The 18,005-nt window shown below is 69.7% G+C and carries 17 protein-coding genes and 1 pseudogene; 7 read left to right on the forward strand and 11 right to left on the reverse strand.

Features of this window, described 5'->3' with window-relative positions; all coding sequences use genetic code 11:
• Positions 1 to 177 precede the first annotated feature (177 nt).
• The 3 genes from AC07OA_RS00350 (at position 178) to AC07OA_RS00360 (ending at position 2,820) form a co-directional block, all read left to right on the forward strand.
• Complete coding sequence (locus tag AC07OA_RS00350; RefSeq protein ID WP_494661770.1) at positions 178 to 1,401, forward strand: dipeptidase; 1,224 nt, start codon at positions 178 to 180, stop codon at positions 1,399 to 1,401.
• Between the two features lie 67 nt (positions 1,402 to 1,468).
• On the forward strand, positions 1,469 to 2,128 hold the full coding sequence (locus tag AC07OA_RS00355) for a lysozyme inhibitor LprI family protein (protein ID WP_494661771.1): 660 nt from the start codon (positions 1,469 to 1,471) through the stop codon (positions 2,126 to 2,128).
• The gene (locus tag AC07OA_RS00360) at positions 2,125 to 2,820 is read left to right on the forward strand and encodes a lysozyme inhibitor LprI family protein (protein ID WP_494661772.1); all 696 of its coding nucleotides are present in this window, start codon (positions 2,125 to 2,127) and stop codon (positions 2,818 to 2,820) included. Before AC07OA_RS00355 ends, AC07OA_RS00360 begins: the two co-directional genes overlap by 4 nt.
• A gap of 72 nt (positions 2,821 to 2,892) precedes the next feature.
• Here the strand turns inward: AC07OA_RS00360 and msrQ are convergent, their stop codons facing one another.
• The 4 genes from msrQ to AC07OA_RS00380 form a co-directional block, all read right to left on the reverse strand.
• Positions 2,893 to 3,558 (reverse strand): protein-methionine-sulfoxide reductase heme-binding subunit MsrQ, encoded by a 666-nt coding sequence (gene msrQ, locus AC07OA_RS00365; protein ID WP_494661773.1) that lies wholly within the window; start codon positions 3,556 to 3,558, stop codon positions 2,893 to 2,895.
• Positions 3,558 to 4,478 carry a protein-methionine-sulfoxide reductase catalytic subunit MsrP gene (gene msrP, locus AC07OA_RS00370; protein ID WP_494661774.1) on the reverse strand — a complete coding sequence of 307 codons (921 nt, stop codon included), beginning with the start codon at positions 4,476 to 4,478 and terminating at the stop codon, positions 3,558 to 3,560. Before msrP ends, msrQ begins: the two co-directional genes overlap by 1 nt.
• A gap of 209 nt (positions 4,479 to 4,687) precedes the next feature.
• Positions 4,688 to 7,561 carry a bifunctional [glutamine synthetase] adenylyltransferase/[glutamine synthetase]-adenylyl-L-tyrosine phosphorylase gene (locus tag AC07OA_RS00375; protein WP_494661775.1) on the reverse strand — a complete coding sequence of 958 codons (2,874 nt, stop codon included), beginning with the start codon at positions 7,559 to 7,561 and terminating at the stop codon, positions 4,688 to 4,690.
• Positions 7,562 to 7,614: 53 nt separating this feature from the next.
• Positions 7,615 to 8,766 (reverse strand): threonine aldolase family protein, encoded by a 1,152-nt coding sequence (locus AC07OA_RS00380; RefSeq protein WP_494661776.1) that lies wholly within the window; start codon positions 8,764 to 8,766, stop codon positions 7,615 to 7,617.
• Between the two features lie 133 nt (positions 8,767 to 8,899).
• Here AC07OA_RS00380 and AC07OA_RS00385 point away from each other — a divergent pair, with 133 nt between their 5' ends.
• From AC07OA_RS00385 to AC07OA_RS00400, 4 genes and pseudogenes are all read left to right on the forward strand, one after another.
• The gene (locus AC07OA_RS00385; RefSeq protein WP_494661777.1) at positions 8,900 to 9,268 is read left to right on the forward strand and encodes a BlaI/MecI/CopY family transcriptional regulator; all 369 of its coding nucleotides are present in this window, start codon (positions 8,900 to 8,902) and stop codon (positions 9,266 to 9,268) included.
• Positions 9,258 to 10,157 carry a M56 family metallopeptidase gene (locus AC07OA_RS00390; RefSeq protein WP_494661778.1) on the forward strand — a complete coding sequence of 300 codons (900 nt, stop codon included), beginning with the start codon at positions 9,258 to 9,260 and terminating at the stop codon, positions 10,155 to 10,157. The genes AC07OA_RS00385 and AC07OA_RS00390 overlap by 11 nt, the downstream gene beginning before the upstream one ends.
• 102 nt (positions 10,158 to 10,259) lie before the next feature.
• Positions 10,260 to 10,802, forward strand: coding sequence for a hypothetical protein (locus AC07OA_RS00395; RefSeq protein ID WP_494661779.1), 543 nt, complete (start codon positions 10,260 to 10,262; stop codon positions 10,800 to 10,802).
• A gap of 12 nt (positions 10,803 to 10,814) precedes the next feature.
• Positions 10,815 to 10,929 (forward strand): annotated as a pseudogene (locus AC07OA_RS00400) (hypothetical protein); the annotation flags it as partial.
• A gap of 29 nt (positions 10,930 to 10,958) precedes the next feature.
• Here the strand turns inward: AC07OA_RS00400 and AC07OA_RS00405 are convergent.
• The 7 genes from AC07OA_RS00405 to AC07OA_RS00435 all read right to left on the reverse strand — a co-directional run bounded on the left by AC07OA_RS00405 (position 10,959) and on the right by AC07OA_RS00435 (position 17,942).
• Positions 10,959 to 12,365 carry a sensor histidine kinase gene (locus AC07OA_RS00405; protein WP_494661780.1) on the reverse strand — a complete coding sequence of 469 codons (1,407 nt, stop codon included), beginning with the start codon at positions 12,363 to 12,365 and terminating at the stop codon, positions 10,959 to 10,961.
• A 5-nt stretch (positions 12,366 to 12,370) separates the two neighbouring features.
• Positions 12,371 to 12,679 (reverse strand): type II toxin-antitoxin system RelE/ParE family toxin, encoded by a 309-nt coding sequence (locus AC07OA_RS00410; protein ID WP_494661781.1) that lies wholly within the window; start codon positions 12,677 to 12,679, stop codon positions 12,371 to 12,373.
• Positions 12,680 to 12,688: 9 nt separating this feature from the next.
• Positions 12,689 to 12,913 (reverse strand): hypothetical protein, encoded by a 225-nt coding sequence (locus AC07OA_RS00415; protein WP_494661782.1) that lies wholly within the window; start codon positions 12,911 to 12,913, stop codon positions 12,689 to 12,691.
• A 44-nt stretch (positions 12,914 to 12,957) separates the two neighbouring features.
• On the reverse strand, positions 12,958 to 13,629 hold the full coding sequence (locus tag AC07OA_RS00420; protein WP_494661783.1) for a response regulator transcription factor: 672 nt from the start codon (positions 13,627 to 13,629) through the stop codon (positions 12,958 to 12,960).
• A 148-nt stretch (positions 13,630 to 13,777) separates the two neighbouring features.
• Positions 13,778 to 15,358, reverse strand: a complete 1,581-nt coding sequence (locus AC07OA_RS00425) for a Do family serine endopeptidase (protein WP_494661784.1) — start codon at positions 15,356 to 15,358, stop codon at positions 13,778 to 13,780.
• A 146-nt stretch (positions 15,359 to 15,504) separates the two neighbouring features.
• Complete coding sequence (locus tag AC07OA_RS00430; RefSeq protein ID WP_494661785.1) at positions 15,505 to 15,969, reverse strand: cytochrome c-type biogenesis protein; 465 nt, start codon at positions 15,967 to 15,969, stop codon at positions 15,505 to 15,507.
• Positions 15,966 to 17,942, reverse strand: coding sequence for a heme lyase CcmF/NrfE family subunit (locus AC07OA_RS00435; RefSeq protein WP_494661786.1), 1,977 nt, complete (start codon positions 17,940 to 17,942; stop codon positions 15,966 to 15,968). Before AC07OA_RS00435 ends, AC07OA_RS00430 begins: the two co-directional genes overlap by 4 nt.
• Positions 17,943 to 18,005: the final 63 nt, after the last annotated feature.

Genomic DNA, 18,005 nt, shown 5'->3' on the forward strand with positions numbered 1-18,005 from the left:
CCTTCGGCCCTCCTTCCCCCGTAGGGGGAAGAGGACGCGGTTTTGTCCTCCGCCCCCTACGGGGGCGGACAGACCGCGAAGCGGTCGGGTGGGGGCAAGTGAGTGCGCCTTCACCTTGACCCCGCCGCTCCGATCCCCGAGCGTGGCCGCAGTGCCGTTTTCCGCTTCGGAGCCAAGATGTCCCGCCTGCTGACCGCCCTGCTCGGCTCCGCCGCCCTGCTCGCCACCGCCGCTCACGCCGCCGACGCCCCGGTCTCCAAGGCCGACCGCGCCGTGCACGAGAAGGTGCTGACCCTCGACACCCACCTGGACACCCCCGAGCACTTCGCCCGCGAGGGCTGGAGCATGCTGGACCGCCACGTGGTCACCGAGGACGGCACCCAGGTGGACCTGCCGCGCATGAACGCCGGCGGCCTGGATGGCGGGTTCTTCGTGATCTACACCACCCAGGGCCCGCTGACCGCCGAAGGCTATCGCGGCGCCCGCGACTTCGCGCTCAACCGCGCCACGGAGATCCGCGAGATGGTCGCGGCCCACGGCGACAAGTTCGAACTGGCCTACACCGCCGACGACGCCGAGCGGATCAACAAGGCCGGCAAGAAGTTCGTCTTCCAGAGCATCGAGAACAGCTGGCCGCTGGGTGAGGACCTCACCCTGATGCAGACCTTCTACGCCACCGGCGTGCGCATGGCCGGGCCGGTGCACTTCCGCAACAACCAGTTCGCCGACAGCTCCACCGACAAGCCGATCTGGCACGGCTTCTCGCCGCTGGGCCTGCGCTGGCTGGCCGAGGCCAACCGCCTGGGAATCCTGATCGACGTCAGCCACGCGTCGGACGACGTGGTCGACCAGGCCGTCCAGCTGTCGAAGGTCCCGATCATCGCCTCGCACTCGGGCGCCAAGGCGATCTACAACCACGCCCGCAATCTGGACGACGAGCGCCTGAAGAAGATCGCCGACGCCGGCGGGGTGATCTGCATCAACTCGGTCTATCTGAAGGACACCAAGGCCAGCCCCGAGCGCGCCGCGGCGATCAAGGCCCTGGGCGAGGCGCCCGACAGCGAGACGGCGACCGAGGCCCAGATGGTCGCCTATCTGAAGAAGCGCGCCGAGGTGGACGCCAAGTTCCCGCCGGTCCGCGCCAGCTTCGAGGACTTCATGGCCAGCCTCACCCACACCCTGAAGCTGGTGGGACCCGAGCACGTGGGCATCGGCGCCGACTGGGACGGCGGCGGCGGGGTGATCGGCTTCGAGGACGTGGCCGACCTGCCCAAGGTCACCGCCCGCCTGAAGGCTGCCGGCTACACCGACGCCGACGTGGCCGCCATCTGGGGCGGCAACGTGCTGCGCATCGTCCGCCAGGCCCAGGACTACGCGGCCAAGCAGACGGCGGCGAAGTAGGGCCTCGGCGCCTACCGGATAACGACGTTCTCGGTTAGGTTGCTCCCGCGTCGCTGGGAGACTTCCGATGATCCGTGTCGCGTGTTGGCTGGGGTCTCTGGCCCTGCTCTGCCTTGCCCTGGCGTCTCCGTCCGCCGCCGCCAGCTTCGACTGCGCCAAGGCGGGTACGGCCACCGAGAAGGCGATCTGCAAGGACGCGGGCCTGTCCAAGCTCGACGAGCAGGTCGCCGCCGCCTTCAAGAGCGCCCAGGGCCTGTGGCCGGCCGGGAACTGGTCCGTCTATCTGCGCACCGAGCAGCGCGGCTGGCTGAAGGACCGCGACACGATCTGCAAGGGCGACGTCGCCTGCCTCAAGCAGGACTACCAGCGCCGCCTGAGCTTCCTCACCCATCCCAGCCTCAAATGGATGGGCCGCTACGTCGCCGGGCGCTGTCCCGGCGACGGGGTCTATCTGGACGTGGCCCAGAACTATCCGGACGCCGGGATCGGGGTCGAGCTCTACATCTGTCCCAACTCGGCCGGGAACATGCTGCTGCAGGCCGAAGGCACGGTCGACGCCTCGGGCAGGCTGGCCTTCGAGGACGCCGGCTGCCCGCGTGTCCTGACCTTCACCCAGGACACCGCCACCCTGTCGGCGCCCAAGACGCAAGCCTGCCGGATGGGCACCGACGAGACCGTCTTCCGCCGCGACCCGGCCAAGTCGCCCTATCTGTCGGAGGCGCAATGACCTTTTTTGGGACCCGTCTGTTCGCCGCGCTCGCCGGCTTCGTCCTGCTGGCCCTGGCGCTGCCCGCCGGCGCGGCCAGCTTCGACTGCGCCAAGGCCCGCACCAAGGTCGAGAAGCTGATCTGCAAGGACCCGCAGCTCTCCCGCCAGGACGAGGATCTGGCCAAGGCCTATGGCGAGGCGCTGAAGCTCTGGGACGGCCAGATCGCCGCCTATGTGAAGCTGAACCAGCGCGGCTGGGTGGGCTCGCGCGCCCTGGAGCCGCCCGAGGTGAGCGGGGGCGGCATATTGTGCGTCGACGACGCCTCCGCCCTGCCCTGCCTGCGCACGATCCACGCCGACCGCATCGCGGTGCTGAGGAGCCCGGGCTTCCGGCTGAGCGGCGTCTATGTGCGCGGGGCCGACATGATCAGCCTCAAGGCCATGCCGACGGGGCTGAACCTCGGCTACATGCTGGGCGATCCGAACGCGACCCAGGGCTTCACCGACGACACCCAGCCTGTGAAGGTGGCCGTGGGCCAGGACGTGGTCAGCTTCCCCCTGACCGGCGCGGGCCCCGACGCCTGCCGCCTGGACGCGGCCTTCAAGGCCGACGAGGTGACGATCACCCAGAAGGGCCCGTGCGGCGGCGCCAAACTGGGCGGATGGTGGAAGCGCGATCAGACGCGGGACCCGGAGGCGGAGCTGTTCTGAAGCTCCCAAATATTTCAACATCCCGGCGAAGGCCGGGACCCAAGCGGCATTGACGGTTCCTGGCTCCGAGCATCATCTGGATCGCCAGCTTAGATCCCGGCCTTCGCCGGGATGTTGGCTGATTTTCGCGCGTTTCCACGCATCCCACACCCGCCAGCCCATCAGCACGGCGAACACCGCCGCATAGACCAGGGGCGGTCGGTGGTCGGCCTTCACCAGCAGGTAGTAGTGGGCCACGCCCAGCGGGACGATCAGGTAGATCAGCCAGTGCAGGCGCTGCCAGGTCGCCCGGCCCAGGCGGCGGATCATGCCGTTGGTCGAGGTCACGGCAAGCGGGATCAGCAGCACGAAGGCGGCCATCCCCAGGGTGATGAAGGGCCGCTTGAGGATGTCCTTCCACAGCTGGTTCCAGTCGAAGAACAGGTCCACGCCGATATAGGTCAGCAGGTGCAGGCAGATGTAGGCGAAGGCGAACAGGCCGACGGTCCGGCGGAAGCGCACCAGGCGCGGCTTCTTCAGGATGCGCGCGGCCGGGGTGATCGCCAGGCCCACCAGCAGCAGGCGCAGGCCCCAGACACCGATCTGGCGGATCAGGGCCTCGATGGGATTGGCGCCCAGGTCGCCGCTGAAGCCCCGCCAGGCCAACCAGACCAGCGGCGCGAAACAGGCCAGCCAGACGGCGGCGTAGACCAGGTTGTCGCGCGTCTTGGAGGGACGCTTGCGTTCGTCCCGCGCCATCAGAAGTTCGCCCGCAGGTCCATGCCGCGATAGAGGTCGGCGACGTACTGGCCATAGCCGTTGAACGGCAGGGTCTCGCGGCGGCGGAACTCGCCGATGCGGCGCTCGCTGGCCTGCGACCAGCGGGGATGGTCCACGGCCGGATTGACGTTGGAATAGAAGCCGTATTCGCGCGGGGCCAGCACGTTCCAGGCGGTGCGCGGCTGGCGTTCGACCAGGCTGATGCGCACGATCGACTTGATGCCCTTGAAGCCGTACTTCCACGGCACGACCAGCCGCAGCGGCGCGCCGTTCTGGTTGGGCAGGACGTCGCCATAGAGGCCCACGGCCAGGATGGTCAGCGGGTGGACCGCCTCGTCGATCCGCAGCCCCTCGCGATAGGGCCAGGCCAGGGTGTCCCACCGCTGGCCGGGCATTTCGGACGGCCGCATCAGGGTCTCGAAGGCCACGTACTTGGCCTTGGAGGTGGGCTGGACCGCGGCGATCAGGTCCTTCAGCGGAAAGCCCACCCACGGGATCACCATCGACCAGCCCTCGACGCAGCGCATGCGATAGATGCGCTCCTCCAGCTTCTGGCCGCCGATCAGGTCTTCGATGCCGAAGGTGGCCGGCTTTTCGCATTCGCCGTCGACGCGAACGGTCCACGGGCGGGTCTTCAGCGACCCGGCGTTCTGCTCCGGATCGCCCTTGTCGACGCCGAATTCGTAGAAGTTGTTGTAGCTGGTGATGTCCTTCTTGGGGGTCGGCTTCTCGGTGGTCGAGAACCCCGGCTTGTAGGCCAGGCCCCGCGCACTGGCGTTACCGGCCAGGCCCAAGAGCCCCAGCCCCGCCGCCCCGCCGATGAACTGCCGACGGCGCAGATAGAGGCCGTGGTCGGTGACGTCGTTGTCGGTCAGGTCGGGGGCTTGGCGGATCAGCATGGCGGGGGCGCTCCAAGGCTTGCCCAGGAAGATACGTGCTGGAAGGGGGAATGGTTACAGGGGATTGGGTAATGTTGCGCACTTGCCCCCTTCGCGCCTTCGGCGCTCCTTCCCCCGTAGGGGGAAGAGGACTTGGAGCGCACGTCCTCCGCCCCCTACGGGGGCGGACAGGCGGCGAAGCCGCCAGGTGGGGGCAAGTGCGTGCGCCGCTAGCGCACGATCGCCTCGAACGCCCGCCGCGCCTCGGTCTTCGCCTTGGCCAGCTTCGTCTTCAGCGACTTGAACTCCCGCACCCCGCCCGCCCGGGCCAAGAGCGCCCGAAACGCCTTCGGCTCCGTATCCGGGTCATGCCCGTCCTCCAGCGCCACCTTGATCAGCTGCGACAGGTCCTGCTCCAGCCGCCAGGCCGTCTCCAGCGCGGTCATCGCCGCCTTGTCGGCCAGGCCCGCCTCGCGCAGGGCGACCAGCGCCTCGCCGGTGTTCTGGGCCAGCGGACCGCCGGCGGCGGCGTGGACCAGTTGCAGGAACTGGGCGGAGAACTCGATGTCGACCAGCCCGCCGGGGGTGAGTTTCAGGTCCCAGTCGCCCTTGCCCGGCCGCTCGCGCTCCATCAGGTCGCGCATGTCCAGCACCTCGGCGGCGGTCTTCTTCGGGTCGCGCGCCCGGCGCAGGGCCGCCTCGATGGCGCCCTCGGCCCGCGCCTTGAACGCGGGCGACGAGGCCCAGATCACCCGCGCCCGGGTCAGAGCCAGAAGCTCCCAGGTCTCGGCCTCGCGCTCGTAATAGTCCTCGAAGGCCGCGAAGCTGACCGCCACCGGCCCCTTGGTGCCCGAGGGCCGCAGCTTCAGGTCCACCTCGTAGAGCGTGCCCTCGGCCGTGGGGGCCGACAGGGCCGAGGCCAGGCGCTGGGTGAAGCGGGCGTAGAAGGTCTCGGCCCCCCAGCCTTTCACGGCCGACATCGCGGCCGGTTCGTCGGCGGCGTACAACGTCATCAGGTCCAGGTCCGACTTGGCGGTCATCTCGCGCGAACCGGCCTTGCCCAGGGCCACCACCGCCACCTGGCCGGGGAACTCGCCGCCCAGCCGCTCGACCTCGGCCAGGGCCGCCGGCGCCAGCCCGCCCACGATCAGGTCGCCCAGGGCCGCGAAGGCCGCGCCCGCGTCGCGCGCCCCGGCCGTGCCGCTGATCACCCGCACCCCGATGCGGAAGGTCTGGTCGCGGAACAGGCGCCGCGCGGCGTCCATCGCGCCCTCGAAATCGGCCGGGTCCCACGGGGCCTCGGTCGGCATCTCCATGGGGCCGAAGAAGGCGGGGTCCAGCAGGGCGTCCAGGGCCGTGGGCCGGCGCGCCAGGGTCGAGGCCAGGCGCGGGGCGAAGGCCATGACCTCGACGATCAGCTCGAACAGCCGCGGCTGGGCCAGGAACAGCGACTGGATCTGCACCCCGCTGCTGAGCGAGGAGAAGAAGTCGCCGAACCGGTTGAAGGCGTCGTCCGGCGCGCCCGAGGCGTTGGCCGCGTCCAAGAGGCGGGGCGCCAGGCGGGTGAAGAGCTCGCGCCCCCGCTCGGTGCGGGTGGCGGCGATGTGGCCGTGGTGCCAGGACCGGATCGTGGCTGCCACCCGCTCGGGATGGGAGAACCCCATGCGCTTGAGGGTGGCCAGGGTCTCCGGATCGTCCTCCACCCCGGTGAACACCAGGCTGCCGAACTTCGAGGACAGTTCCTCCTCGCCCTTGAACAGCGCGCCGTAGCGGCGGTTGACGCCCTTCAGCATCTGGCCGACCACGGCGTCGAAGCTGCGCAGGGCCGGATGGCCCCAGAGGGCCGCCACCTTCTTGCGGTCGGCGTCGGCCTCGGGAAGCTTGTGGGTCTGGTCGTCGGCGATCATCTGGGTCCGATGCTCCAGGGCGCGCAGGTCGCGATAGGCCTTGGTCAGATAGGCGCAGTCGTCGGGGGTGACGTGGCCGGCTTCCGACAGGGCGGCCAGGGCGTCCAGGGTGCGGGGGCTGCGCAGGTCCGGCTGGCGGCCGCCCAGGATCAGCTGCTGGGTCTGGACGAAGAACTCGATCTCGCGGATGCCGCCGCGACCGAGCTTGAGATCGGCGCCCTTGGCGGTCAGGCGCTCGTCCACCTTGTAGGCGTGGATCTGGCGCTTGATCGAGTGGATGTCGGCGATGGCCGCGAAGTCGAGGTTCTTGCGCCAGATGAACGGCTGCAGCTCGGCCAGGAAAGCCTCGCCCCGCGCGAAGTCGCCGGCGCAGATTCGCGCCTTGATGTGGGCCGCGCGCTCCCAGTTCTGGCCGACGCTCTCGTAGTAGTCCAAGGCCGCGTCGATAGGCATGGCCGGCGGGGTCGACGAGGGATCGGGGCGCAGGCGCAGGTCGATGCGGAAGACGTAGCCGTCGGCCGTGCGCTCCTGCAGCAGGCGTCCCAGGTGATTGGCGATGCGCACCGCCACGCCCTGGGGCTCGACGCCCTGCGCCACCGGCAGGGCTTCGGGTTCGTAGAAGATCGAGAAATCGATGTCGCTGGAGTAGTTCAACTCGAAGGCGCCGTGCTTGCCCATGGCGATGCAGAACAGGCCCGGCGCGGGACCGTCCGCCCCCTCGCCGACATGGGTCAGGGCGCCGCGCGCCACCTCCAGCCGCACGGCCTGGGCGAGGGACGCGTGCAGGGTCGCATCGGCGAAGCGGGTCAGGGCGCCGGTCACCGCGTCCAGGTCCCAGACGCCGCCCAGGTCGGCCAGCGCGGTCAGCAGGTGCAGGTCGGCCTTCAGCTCGCGCAGGGCCTTGCGGGCGGTCTCGAAATCGGGCTCGGACGCCACGGCCTCGGCGGCGGTGAGGATTTGCGCCAGGCGCTCTTGCGGGTCGCTGTCCAGGATCAGCGGCAGGCGCTTGCCGTCGCGTCGCGCCAGGCCCGCCAGATAGGACGAGGCGGCGAACACCGGCGCCAAGGCCGGCCAGGCGGCCTCGACCAGGGGGGCGGCCTCGCCGACTCGCTTGCCGATCGCCTCGTGCGCCCGCTCGGCGGCCTTGGGATCGACCACGGGGCCGCAGGGGGTGAGACATTCGAGCAGGCGAGTCATGGCGGCCACCATGGCGCGGGACGACGGCGAGGTCATCCCCCGAGCCGGCGCCCTCAGCCGGTGAACAGCTTCACGTATTCCTCGACGGGCCGGCGAGTGATGGTCTCGTTGACATAGATCTCGACCACGCCCTTTTCGGGCTGGAGCATCCGCACGCCCGCCACGCGCATGCGGTCGAACAGGCCCTCGGCGATCTTCGGCTTGAGCGTCAGCTCGCGGATGTTGGAGGCGTTCGGGAAGGGCTTCAGCGTGGCCGCGCCCTTGGCCTGCAGCGCCGCAAACAGCTGGTCGGCGGCGACATAGGCGGCCTTCTGGCGGGCCTGGAAGTCGTCCAGCGCCGCCAGGGCCAGCACCGCGCTGGGCCAGGCCTGGTAGATCGTGCCGCCGAACCGGTGGCGCAGGTCGCGGACCTTGGCGATGTCGGCCTTGGACCCGGCCAGCACCGCCCCGAACGGCGCGTCCAGATACTTGTAGAGCGAGACATAGACCGTATCGAACAGGGCGGCGGTGGCGGGGATGTCGTAGCCGGGCGGCGCCAGCAGCAGGCGCGCCCCGTCCAAGTGCATCCGGATGGTCTTGCCCTCGGCGTAGGCCGAGATTTCGCGGAGCAGGGCCGGGTCGACCATCTCGCCGTTCGCACGGCGCACGGGGCTCTCCAGCGAGATCGCCCCCACGCGCAGCGGATAGGGTCCGTTCTCGGCCTCGTCGACGGCGGCCTTGATCTCGGCCAGGGTCGGGGCGGCCCGGCCCGTGGCCAACGGCACGAGGTTCAGACCTGACAGCAGCTGGGTCGCGTCGCTTTCGTCGCGATAGAGGTGGCTTTCGTGCTGGACGATCACCCGCGAGGCGTCGCCGGCCAGCACCCGCACCGCCAGGTGGTTGGCCAGGGTGCCGGTGGGCAGGAAGGCGCAGTCCTCCTTGCCCAGCAGCGTGGCGAACCGCGTCTCCAGCTCGCCCACCGCGCCGCCCGAGAGGTAGGAATCGCGCGGCTTGCCGCCGCGCTTCAGCACCTCCAGCAGATGCTCGGTCGTGTGCACCGGACCCGAGGGCATGGTGTCGCCCACCAGCCAGACGCTCTTGTCGTCGACCGGCGGAAACGCCGGCGGGGCCGACGCGGCCTGGCGGGCCAGCGCCGCGCCGGGCGCGGCCAGGACCGGGGCGGCGACGCCCAGCATCGACAAGCTCAGAAAGTGGCGGCGATCCATGGGAAACCCTCGGTGACGATGGACCCGCATAACACCGTCCGCGCCCACCGGTGCGTTAAAGCTTGCTCATGATCGCGGCCGCTTGACACCGTAAGTTACAGGCGTAATCGTTCCTGGTGGAGATTGCAGCGTCATGAACATCACCCAGGCCGAAAGCCGCATCATGGAGGCGCTCTGGACGCGCCAGCCCCTGACGGTGGACGAGATCATGGCCGAGGTGGCCGAGTCCCAGGGTTGGGGCGAGGCCACGGTCAAGACGCTGATCAACCGCCTGCTGAAGCGCAAGGCCATCCGCTCGGACCGCATCGACGGCCGGGCGCGCTATGCCCCGATCATCCAGCGGGCCGACTATGTGCAGTCCGAAAGCCAGGGCCTGCTCAATCGCCTTTTCGACGGCCAGCTGACGCCGCTGGTGGCGCATTTCGCCCAGCATCGCGCGCTGTCGAAGGATGAGATCAAGCAACTGAAAACGCTGATCGCGGATCTCGAAGATGGTGGCTGAACTCCTGGCCCTGACCCTGCTGCGCACGCAAGCGGCCGCCATGGCCGCCGTGGTGCTGGTGCTTCTGCTGCGCGGCCCCACCCGCAAGGTGTTCGGCCCGGGCCTGGCCTATCGCCTGTGGGTGCTGGTGCCGGTGGCGGCCATTGCCACGGTGTTCCCCAGCCTGTCCGAAGCCCTGGGCTCGGGCCTGCCGCCCACCCTGATGGGCGAGGAACGCGCGGTGCTGCTGCTGGCCGTCTGGCTGACGGGCGGCGTCGCCCTGGCCACCGCCATCTTCCTGCAGGAGCGCGCCTTCCGGGCCCGCGCCGAGTCCGGCCGCGCCGGTCCGGCGGTGATGGGGGTGTTCTGGCCGCGGGTGGTCCTGCCCTCCGACTTCGCCACGCGCTTCGACGAGCAGGCCCGCAAGATGGTCGACCTGCACGAGCGCGCCCACATCAAGCGCGGCGATCCGCTGGCCAATCTGATCATCGCGGGCATCCAGGTGCTGGGCTGGTGCAATCCGCTGATCCATATCGGCGCCCTGTGCGCCCGGCTGGACCAGGAGATGGCCTGCGACGCCACCGTGCTGAGCTTGCGCCCCAACCTGCGCCGCGCCTACGCCCAGGCCCTGGTCGAGGCCCACACCCGCCGTACGGGCTCGCCCCTGGCCTGCTTCTTCGCGGCCCATCCGCTGCTGATGCGGGTCAAGCTGCTGGCGCGGCCTGAGCCCAGCACGCGTCGCCAGACCGCCGGCGCCGGGGCCGTGGCCTTGCTGGCCGTGGTCACCGCCCTGACCGTCTGGACGGTCACCCCGCGCGGCCCCCTGCCCAACCAGGAGGTCTCCTGGCCGGGCCGCTTCGTCGGCGACACGCCCACCGACGGCATCACCCTGCCCAAGCTGCACCACTGACGCCCTGCGCGTGAGGCCGCGCGCGATAGCGGCTTGACGTTTAAGATTACATTTGTAACTTTTCTAGTCTACACATGTAATCTACGCGTGAGGGGCGCGACCATGACCTTCGTCCTCAGGATGCCCGCCGCGCGGGACATAAGGACCCGGCGCAAGGCGCTGGCCGAGAAGATCTTCGACCTGGGCGTAATGGCGATCATCGGCGTGGGCGTGGCGGTGATCGTGGTCTTCATCGTCCGCTACGAGCTGGCGGTGGAGCCCAAGCAGCCGGCCAAGGGCGCGGCCCTGGTCGCGGCCAAGTCGATGGCGCGGATTCGCTGGGCCAGCGTCAAGCCTCGGCTGATCGCCCGGCTGGATCAGCCCCACAGCCTGGAGCTGGGCCGGATCTGGGCCCGGCGCGACGGCCGGGTCTGCGGCCTGGTCAACGGCTGGGGCAGCTTCGGCGGCCTGACCGGCATGACCCGCTTCTACGCCCCGGGCGACGAACCGGTGTTCAAGCAGGACGGCGGGGCCGACTTCGAGAACGAGTGGTGGGCCTGTCGGCGCGACCGCTACGTGATCATCCGCGAAGGCTCGGAAGAGACGGGGTTTTGTCCGACCAAGCTGGGGCAGAAGCGGTGCTTCGACGTGGTGTACGGGCGGTAGGGGCGGCTGGACGCCCCCTCCGTCACGATGCGTATCCGCATCGCGCCACCTCCCCCGCGATGCGGGTGAGGAGGAACTCGCGCCGACCTTCTCCTCCCCCGTGCAACGGGGGAGGTGGCGGGCGTAGCCCGACGGAGGGGGCGTCCAATGGCGGAGCTACTCCACCCGCGGCAGCAGCAGCGCCACGCGCAGGCCCGGGCCGAAGCCGCCGTATTCCCCCGGGCCCTCGGCCAGCTCCAGCCGCCCGCCGTGCGAGGCGGCCACGGCCTGGACCAGCGACAGGCCCAGCCCCGCCCCCGGCTCGCTGCGGCTGTTCTCCAGCCGCACGAAGCGCTGGACCACCCGGACGCGGTCGCCCTCGGGCACGCCGGGGCCGGTGTCGGTGACCGAGAACTCCAGCTCGCCCGACGAGGTTCGCCGCGCCCGCAGCATCACCGCCCCGCCCTCGGGCGTGTACTTGATGGCGTTGTCCAGGATGTTGGCCAGAGCCTGGGCGATGAACTCGCGATTGCCCCGGATGCCCAGGGCCGGAACGATCTCGGCCTTGAAATCCAGGCCCTTGTCCTCGCAGCTGGCCTCGTAGAGCTCGGCCATGTCGGAGGCCAGTTCGCTGGCGTCGAAGGTCTTCTGGTCGGGGGCCTCGCCGGCCGCCTGCAGGCGGGCGATGGCCAGGACGGCGTTGAAGGTCTTCAGCACCCCGTCGGCGTCGGCCAGGGCGGTCTCCAGGGCCGCCACGGGATCGCCCTTGCCGTTCTCGGCGTCGATCAGCGACACCTCCATGCGGGCTCTCAGCCGAGTGAGCGGCGAGCGCAGGTCGTGGGCGATGGCGTCGCCGGCGTGGCGCAGGCCGCCCATCAGCCGCTCGATGCGGTCGAGCATGTCGTTCAGGCCCTCGGCCAGCTCGTCATATTCGTCGCGCGTGCCGCGCACCTGGGCGCGGGCGTGAAGGTCGCCGGCCCGCACGGCGTTCACCACATCGACCAGGCCCTGCATGCTGCGCGAGACGTTGCGGCTGATCAGCACCCCGCCGGCCAGGCCCAGGATGATGACCAGCGCCCCGGCCCCGCGCAGGGCCCGGACGATCTTCATCACATAGCCTTCCGACTCCTGAACGTCGGCGCCTACGAACAGGGCCTCGCCGCCGGACAGGCGCTCCTGCACCCCGCGCGCGGCGCGCTTGACCTCGGCGCCGTCGATGTCGGTCTCGGTGAGCTTGAAGGTCTCCCAGGTCGGGCCCGGGCCTTCGAAGTCGTCGATCGGCGACTCCTCGATCGAGCCGGAGATGCGCTTGCCGTCCTTGTCGAGCAACAGATACAGGAACGGCCGCTCGCCGGTGGCGCGCTCGACGATGGTCTGGTTCAGGGCGTTGACCCCGCCCACCCGATAGGCGGCCTCCAGGCTCTCCATCTCGCGGGTGATGTCGGCGTCGGCGCGGCGGTTCACCTCGCCGGCGGTGGCGATGTAGATGTAGCCCAGGAACGCGCTGGCGGCCGCCGCGAACAGGGCCAGGAACAGCAGGGTCAGCCGGAACGGCGTGGATCGGATCAGGCGCGGCAGACGCATGGGCTTCAGGTCTTCTTGCCGAGCAGCATCGCGACGTCGCGACGGCTGTCGAAGACGCGCATGATCTCCACGCCGCCTTCTACCAATGGCCGATAGAACACCGTCCACGGCCGTACGCTATGACGACGGAGCGCCTCGTCGTCCAAACTTCGCGCCGGCGGCGCCAGGTTTGGAAATTTCGCCAGACGCCGGAGACTCATGTTCAGGCGTCTCATCACCGCGTCGGCGCGGTCCTCACCATTGTGCTCGCTGATCCATTCGTAGATGCGCAACAAATCCTCTTGCGCCGAAGCGGAAACCAGAAGGCGCGCCATGCTTGGGTTTCAGACCCGCTTCTTCGACGCCTCGAACCGCGCGCGGCCTCGAGCGATGATATCTTCCATATCCAGTTCCGAGACCTCTCCACGCGCGATCTCATCGCGCGCTTCCTGAAGGGCCACCTTCAGGGCGTCGCGATTGCGATCGATCCAGGCGTCGATATCAGCGTCGGAAAGCTCCGGGCCGAAGAGTTCTTCGTCATGGGGAACTGGCTGGGTCAGCTTGTTCATGAGCCTAGCCTAACACGGGTCCGCCGACAGCCAAACCAGACAGCCTACGGATCGAGCCGGTAGCCCGCTCCGCGCACGGTCTGCAGCATGGCCCGCTCGAACCCCTTGTCGATCTTCGAACGCAGGCGGGAGATGTGCACGTCGATGACGTTGGTCTGCGGGTCGAAGTGGTATTCCCACACCTTCTCCAGCAGCATGGTGCGGGTCACCGACTGGCCGGCGTGGCGCATCATGAATTCCAGCAGCTGGAACTCGCGGGGCTGCAGGTCGATCTCCTTGCCCTGGCGATGGACGGTGCGGTTGATCAGGTTCATCTCCAGCTCGCCCACCTTCAGGGTGGTGGCCACCGCGCCGGTCTCGCGACGGCGCGACAGGGCCTCGACGCGGGCCATCAGCTCGGGGAAGGCGTAGGGCTTGACCAGATAGTCGTCGGCGCCGGCCTTCAGCCCCACCACGCGGTCGCCCACCTCGCCCAGGGCCGAGAGGAACAGCACCGGGGTGTTGTCGCCCTCGCGGCGCAGGGTCTCGACCACCTCGACCCCGTTCTTCTTGGGCATCATGCGGTCGACGATCAGGACGTCGAACCCGCCCTTGCCCGCCTCGGTCAGGCCGGCCTCGCCGTCGGGAGCGTGCACGCACTGATAGCCGGCCTCGGTCAGGCCGTGGCTCATCGCGGCGGCGGCCTCGAGATCGTCCTCGATGATCAGAATACGCATGCCAGATCAGATCCCCAGATGCACGAAAGGGCGTCACCGTGCGAATCGATGACGCCCTCTGTCGTGTTGTCGTCACGTCACGGCGATGGTGACGTGATCCGGGCGCGGGAGGAAGCCCCCGCGTACCGGCGTTAGGTCTTCAGTCCGCCTACGGCTCGATCTTCAGCGGCACGATCGTGGGACGACCGGCGCGGATGATCCGCAGATTGACGCTGGGCCGCTGCAGCTTCTTGGCCGCGTCGACCGCCGAGGACACCTGGGCCGCCGACGAGACCGGCTCGCCGTTGACGCTGGTGACCACGTCGCCCTTGCGCAGGCCCTTCTCGCCGGCGTCGGAATTGGTCTTCACGCCGTCGATCAGCACGCCCTTGACGGCGGCGTCGATGCTGTAGGTCCGGCGGGCCGCCTCGTCGATCGGCACCAGGGTCAGGCCCAGGGCCTCGGACTTCTGGATCTTCGGCTTGGTCGGGGTCTCGCCGGCGCTGTCGTCGCTGTCGTCGTCGCTGAGCGCCAGTTCCTTCTCGGTGGGACGCACGCCCGACTTGATGTCGACGGTGCGCGGCTTGCCGCCCCGCAGGATCGACAGCTTCAGGGTGTCGCCCGGACGGCCCTTGGCCACTTCGCGGGTCAGTTCCGAACCGCTCTTGATGGCCACGCCGTTGACGGCGGTGATCACGTCCTCGGGCATCAGGCCGCCCTTCTGGGCCGGACCGCCGGGCACCAGGTCGGCGACGATGGCGCCCTTGACGTCGCCCAGGCCCTGGGCGTCGGCCATTTCCTGGGTGAAGGGCTGGATCTGGGCGCCGATATAGCCGCGCACCACCTTGCCGCCGGCGATCAGCTGCTTGGCGGTGTTTTCGGCCACGTCCGCCGGGATGGCGAAGCCGATACCCACCGAGCCGCCGGTCGGCGAGAAGATCGCGGTGTTGACCCCGATCACCCGGCCGTAGATGTCGAACGACGGACCGCCCGAATTGCCCCGGTTGATCGGCGCGTCGATCTGGATGTAGTCGACGAAGGTCGACGAGCTGTCGCCCAGGTCGCGGTTATAGGCCGAGATGATGCCGGCCGTGGCGGTGCCGCCCAGGCCGAACGGGTTGCCGATGGTGATCACCCAGTCACCGACGCGCGGCTTGGCCTGGTTCTCGAAGTTCACATAGGGGAACGCCGCGCCCTTGGCCTTGGGATCGACCACCTTCAGCACGGCCAGGTCGGTGCCTTCGTCGCGACCGACGATGGTGGCCTTCAGCTCGCGGCCGTCCTTGAGCACCACGTTGATGCCGTCGTCGTCGGCGTCGGCCACCACATGGTTGTTGGTCACCAGATAGCCGTCGGCCGAGATGAAGAAGCCCGAGCCCGAGGACTGCTGCTTGGGACCGGGGGCCTCCTCGCCGTCCTCGCCCTTCTGGCCCTTGGGCACCAGGTCGAAGCCTTCCAGGCCCGGGATGCGCAGCTTCGGCGCGGCGGCGGCCTTGGAGGTGACGTCGATCTGCACCACGGCGGGCGAGACCTGCTCGAAGATGTCGGCGAACGACATCGGCGCGCCGGGCGGCGGGGCGAACATCGGAGCGGCGGGAGCACCCACGCCCGCGCCAGAGGTGCGCACGACCTGCGCCGGCTCGGCGGCGCCCGCCGGCCCCATGCGCATGCCGACCCCGGCCAGAGCCGCGCAGGCCACGCCCGCGCCGGCGACGGCGCCGACAAAGAAACCAGACTTCCTAGCAGCCATCTTCACGTCTTTCCTCACCCTCGGCGCGCGGCGCCGGGTCCTTGGCTTGAGAACCTAGTTGCGCTGGCGAAAGGCGCAATGGTCTTCGAAGAGATCATGCGTCCACGCTCAAGATGGTCTTGCGGCGTCTTCGCGGCGCAATCGTGTCATTCGTCCTTCAACAACACCTGAAGACGCGCTTCCTCGGCTTCGGAAAGCCTTTGCGCATCCTCGTCGGTCGTCGAAGAAACGGCGCGACGACGCAAGAGCAGAACCATCAGAACGCCGCCCAGGGCCAGCACGATCCACGGCGTGGCCCAGAGAAGGGCATTGCCGGCCGAGAACGGCGGCTTGAGCAGCACGAACTCGCCGTAGCGGTCGACGAGGAACGCGCGGATCTGCTGGTCGCTGCGCCCCTGCTTCACTTGGTCGCGCACGACCTGGCGCAGGTCGCCGGCCAGGTCGGCCTGGGAGTCGTCGATCGACTCGTTCTGGCAGACCAGGCACCGCACCTCGCGGAAGATCGTACGGGCCCGGGCCTCCTGGGCCGGATCGGCCAGGCGCTCGGCTGGATCGGCGGCGGCCCCGGCCATGCAGGCCAGGGCGGCGAGAATGACCAGCAGCCGCTTCACGCCGCCTTCTCCGCGCGCTTGGCCACACCAAAGCGTAGGCGACGATCCGACAGCGAGACCAGCCCGCCGATGGCCATGACCAGCGGCCCCAGGAAGATCAGCCGCACCCACGGATTGACGAAGGCCCGAACCAGCCAGGCCGGCTGGCCGTCCGCGCCCGCCCGCCGTTCGCCCAGCACCACATAGAGGTCGTCCAGACCCTTGGGGCAGATCGCCACCTCCGAGGTGGTCTGCTTGCCGGTGGGATAGAAGCGGCGCTCGGGCTTGGCCTCGCAGACCTCGGCGCCGTTCTTGGTGATCTTCACGATCCCGCGCTCGGCGATGTAGTTGGAGCCCTCCACCGTGCCGACGTCGCCGAGGGTCAGTTCATAGGCGCCCAGCTTCAGCTGGCCGCCCACGCCCAGGGCCTGGGCCGCCTCGACCCGCCAGGTGGTCTCGAACGACGCGCCCAGCACGAAGAGGCCCAGACCCGCGTGGGCCAGGGTGGTGCCCCAGGCGCCGCGCGGCAGGCCGGTCAGGCGGCGGCGCACCTCGGGCCAGGGGGCGCGGAAGGCCTTGACCCGCTCGGCCAGCTCCAGCACCGCGCCACCGATCAGCCAGAAGCCGACCACCAGGCCGCCGCTGGCCAGGGCGCTGCGCGGGGCCGTCACGGCGAAGGCGATCAGGCCCAGGATCGCGGCCAGCGCCAGGGCCAGCCACAAGCGGCGCACCACCAGCCGCGCGTCGCCGCGCTTCCAGGCCAGCAACGGTCCCGCCGGCAGGACGGCCAGGGCCAGGATCATCAGCGGCACGAAGGTCATGTTGAAGAACGGCGCGCCCACCGACACGGCCTCGCCGTCCAGCGCCTCGCGGATCAGCGGGAACAGGGTGCCCACCAGCACCACCGCCGTGGCCGTCGACAGGATGATGTTGTTCAGGACGATGGCGCTCTCGCGGCTGACCGGGGCGAACAGGCCGCCGCTGTTCAGGCTGGGCGCGCGCAGGGCGAACAGGATGAAGCCCGCCCCGGCCGCTATGCCCATGATGGTCAGCAGCAGGATCCCGCGCGTGGGGTCCACGGCGAAGGCGTGGACGCTGGTCAGCACGCCCGAGCGCACCAGGAACGCGCCCAGCATCGAGAAGGTGAAGGCCGCCAGCCCCAGGAACACCGTCCAGCCCGGCAGGGCGCCGCGCTTTTCCAGCACCACGGCCGAGTGCAGCAGGGCCGAGCCGATCAGCCAGGGCATGAAGCTGGCGTTCTCGACCGGATCCCAGAACCACCAGCCGCCCCAGCCCAGCTCGTAATAGGCCCAGAAGGCGCCCAGCGTGATGCCGACGGTCAGGAAGCTCCAGGCCGCCAGGGTCCAGGGCCGCACCCAGCGCGCCCAGGCCGCGTCGACCCGCCCCTCGATCAGCGCCGCCATCGAGAACGAGAACACCACCGAGAAGCCCACATAGCCGCAGTAGAGGAACGGCGGGTGGAAGGCCAAGGCCGGGTCCTGCAGCAGCGGGTTCAGCGACGCGCCCTCGACGGGCACGTCGACCAGCCGGGCCATCGGGTTGGAGGCGAAGACCGTGTAGGCCAGGAACAACACGCCCAGCACGCCTTGGGTCGACACCGCATAGGCCCGCAGGCGCGGCGGCAGGGCCTCGCCGAAGCTGGCCACGGCCGCGCCGTAGCCGGTCAGCACCAGGCACCACAGCAGCATCGAGCCCTCGTGGCTGCCCCAGGCGCCGGCCACCTTGTAGAGCATCGGCTTGGCGGTGTGGGAGTTGGCCGCGACATTGGCCACCGAGAAGTCCGACACCACGAAGGCGTGGACCAGGGCCAGGAAGGTCAGGCCCACGCACAGGAAGGCGCCCACCGCCGCGCCGCGCCCGGCCCCGGCCAGCAGCGCCGAACGCCGCGCGCCCCCGACCGCCGACAGGAAGGCCTGCAGGAACGACAGGACAAGCGCCAGGACGAGCGCGAAGGCGCCGAATTCGGTGATCATTGGCGAGCCTTCTCCTCACCCGCATCGCGGGGGAGGTGGCGCGACGCCTCTGGCGTCGCGACG

It is taken from the genome of Caulobacter sp. GW821-FHT09B08 (genome assembly GCF_059418225.1).

Coding starts and splice junctions, on each gene's coding strand:
- AC07OA_RS00350 (WP_494661770.1), top strand. CDS start 178: ATGTCCCGCCTGCTGACCGCCCTGCTCGGCTCCGCCGCCCTGCTCGCC.
- AC07OA_RS00355 (WP_494661771.1), top strand. CDS start 1,469: ATGATCCGTGTCGCGTGTTGGCTGGGGTCTCTGGCCCTGCTCTGCCTT.
- AC07OA_RS00360 (WP_494661772.1), top strand. CDS start 2,125: ATGACCTTTTTTGGGACCCGTCTGTTCGCCGCGCTCGCCGGCTTCGTC.
- msrQ (WP_494661773.1), bottom strand. CDS start 3,558: ATGGCGCGGGACGAACGCAAGCGTCCCTCCAAGACGCGCGACAACCTG.
- msrP (WP_494661774.1), bottom strand. CDS start 4,478: ATGCTGATCCGCCAAGCCCCCGACCTGACCGACAACGACGTCACCGAC.
- AC07OA_RS00375 (WP_494661775.1), bottom strand. CDS start 7,561: ATGACTCGCCTGCTCGAATGTCTCACCCCCTGCGGCCCCGTGGTCGAT.
- AC07OA_RS00380 (WP_494661776.1), bottom strand. CDS start 8,766: ATGGATCGCCGCCACTTTCTGAGCTTGTCGATGCTGGGCGTCGCCGCC.
- AC07OA_RS00385 (WP_494661777.1), top strand. CDS start 8,900: ATGAACATCACCCAGGCCGAAAGCCGCATCATGGAGGCGCTCTGGACG.
- AC07OA_RS00390 (WP_494661778.1), top strand. CDS start 9,258: ATGGTGGCTGAACTCCTGGCCCTGACCCTGCTGCGCACGCAAGCGGCC.
- AC07OA_RS00395 (WP_494661779.1), top strand. CDS start 10,260: ATGACCTTCGTCCTCAGGATGCCCGCCGCGCGGGACATAAGGACCCGG.
- AC07OA_RS00405 (WP_494661780.1), bottom strand. CDS start 12,365: ATGCGTCTGCCGCGCCTGATCCGATCCACGCCGTTCCGGCTGACCCTG.
- AC07OA_RS00410 (WP_494661781.1), bottom strand. CDS start 12,679: ATGGCGCGCCTTCTGGTTTCCGCTTCGGCGCAAGAGGATTTGTTGCGC.
- AC07OA_RS00415 (WP_494661782.1), bottom strand. CDS start 12,913: ATGAACAAGCTGACCCAGCCAGTTCCCCATGACGAAGAACTCTTCGGC.
- AC07OA_RS00420 (WP_494661783.1), bottom strand. CDS start 13,629: ATGCGTATTCTGATCATCGAGGACGATCTCGAGGCCGCCGCCGCGATG.
- AC07OA_RS00425 (WP_494661784.1), bottom strand. CDS start 15,358: ATGGCTGCTAGGAAGTCTGGTTTCTTTGTCGGCGCCGTCGCCGGCGCG.
- AC07OA_RS00435 (WP_494661786.1), bottom strand. CDS start 17,942: ATGATCACCGAATTCGGCGCCTTCGCGCTCGTCCTGGCGCTTGTCCTG.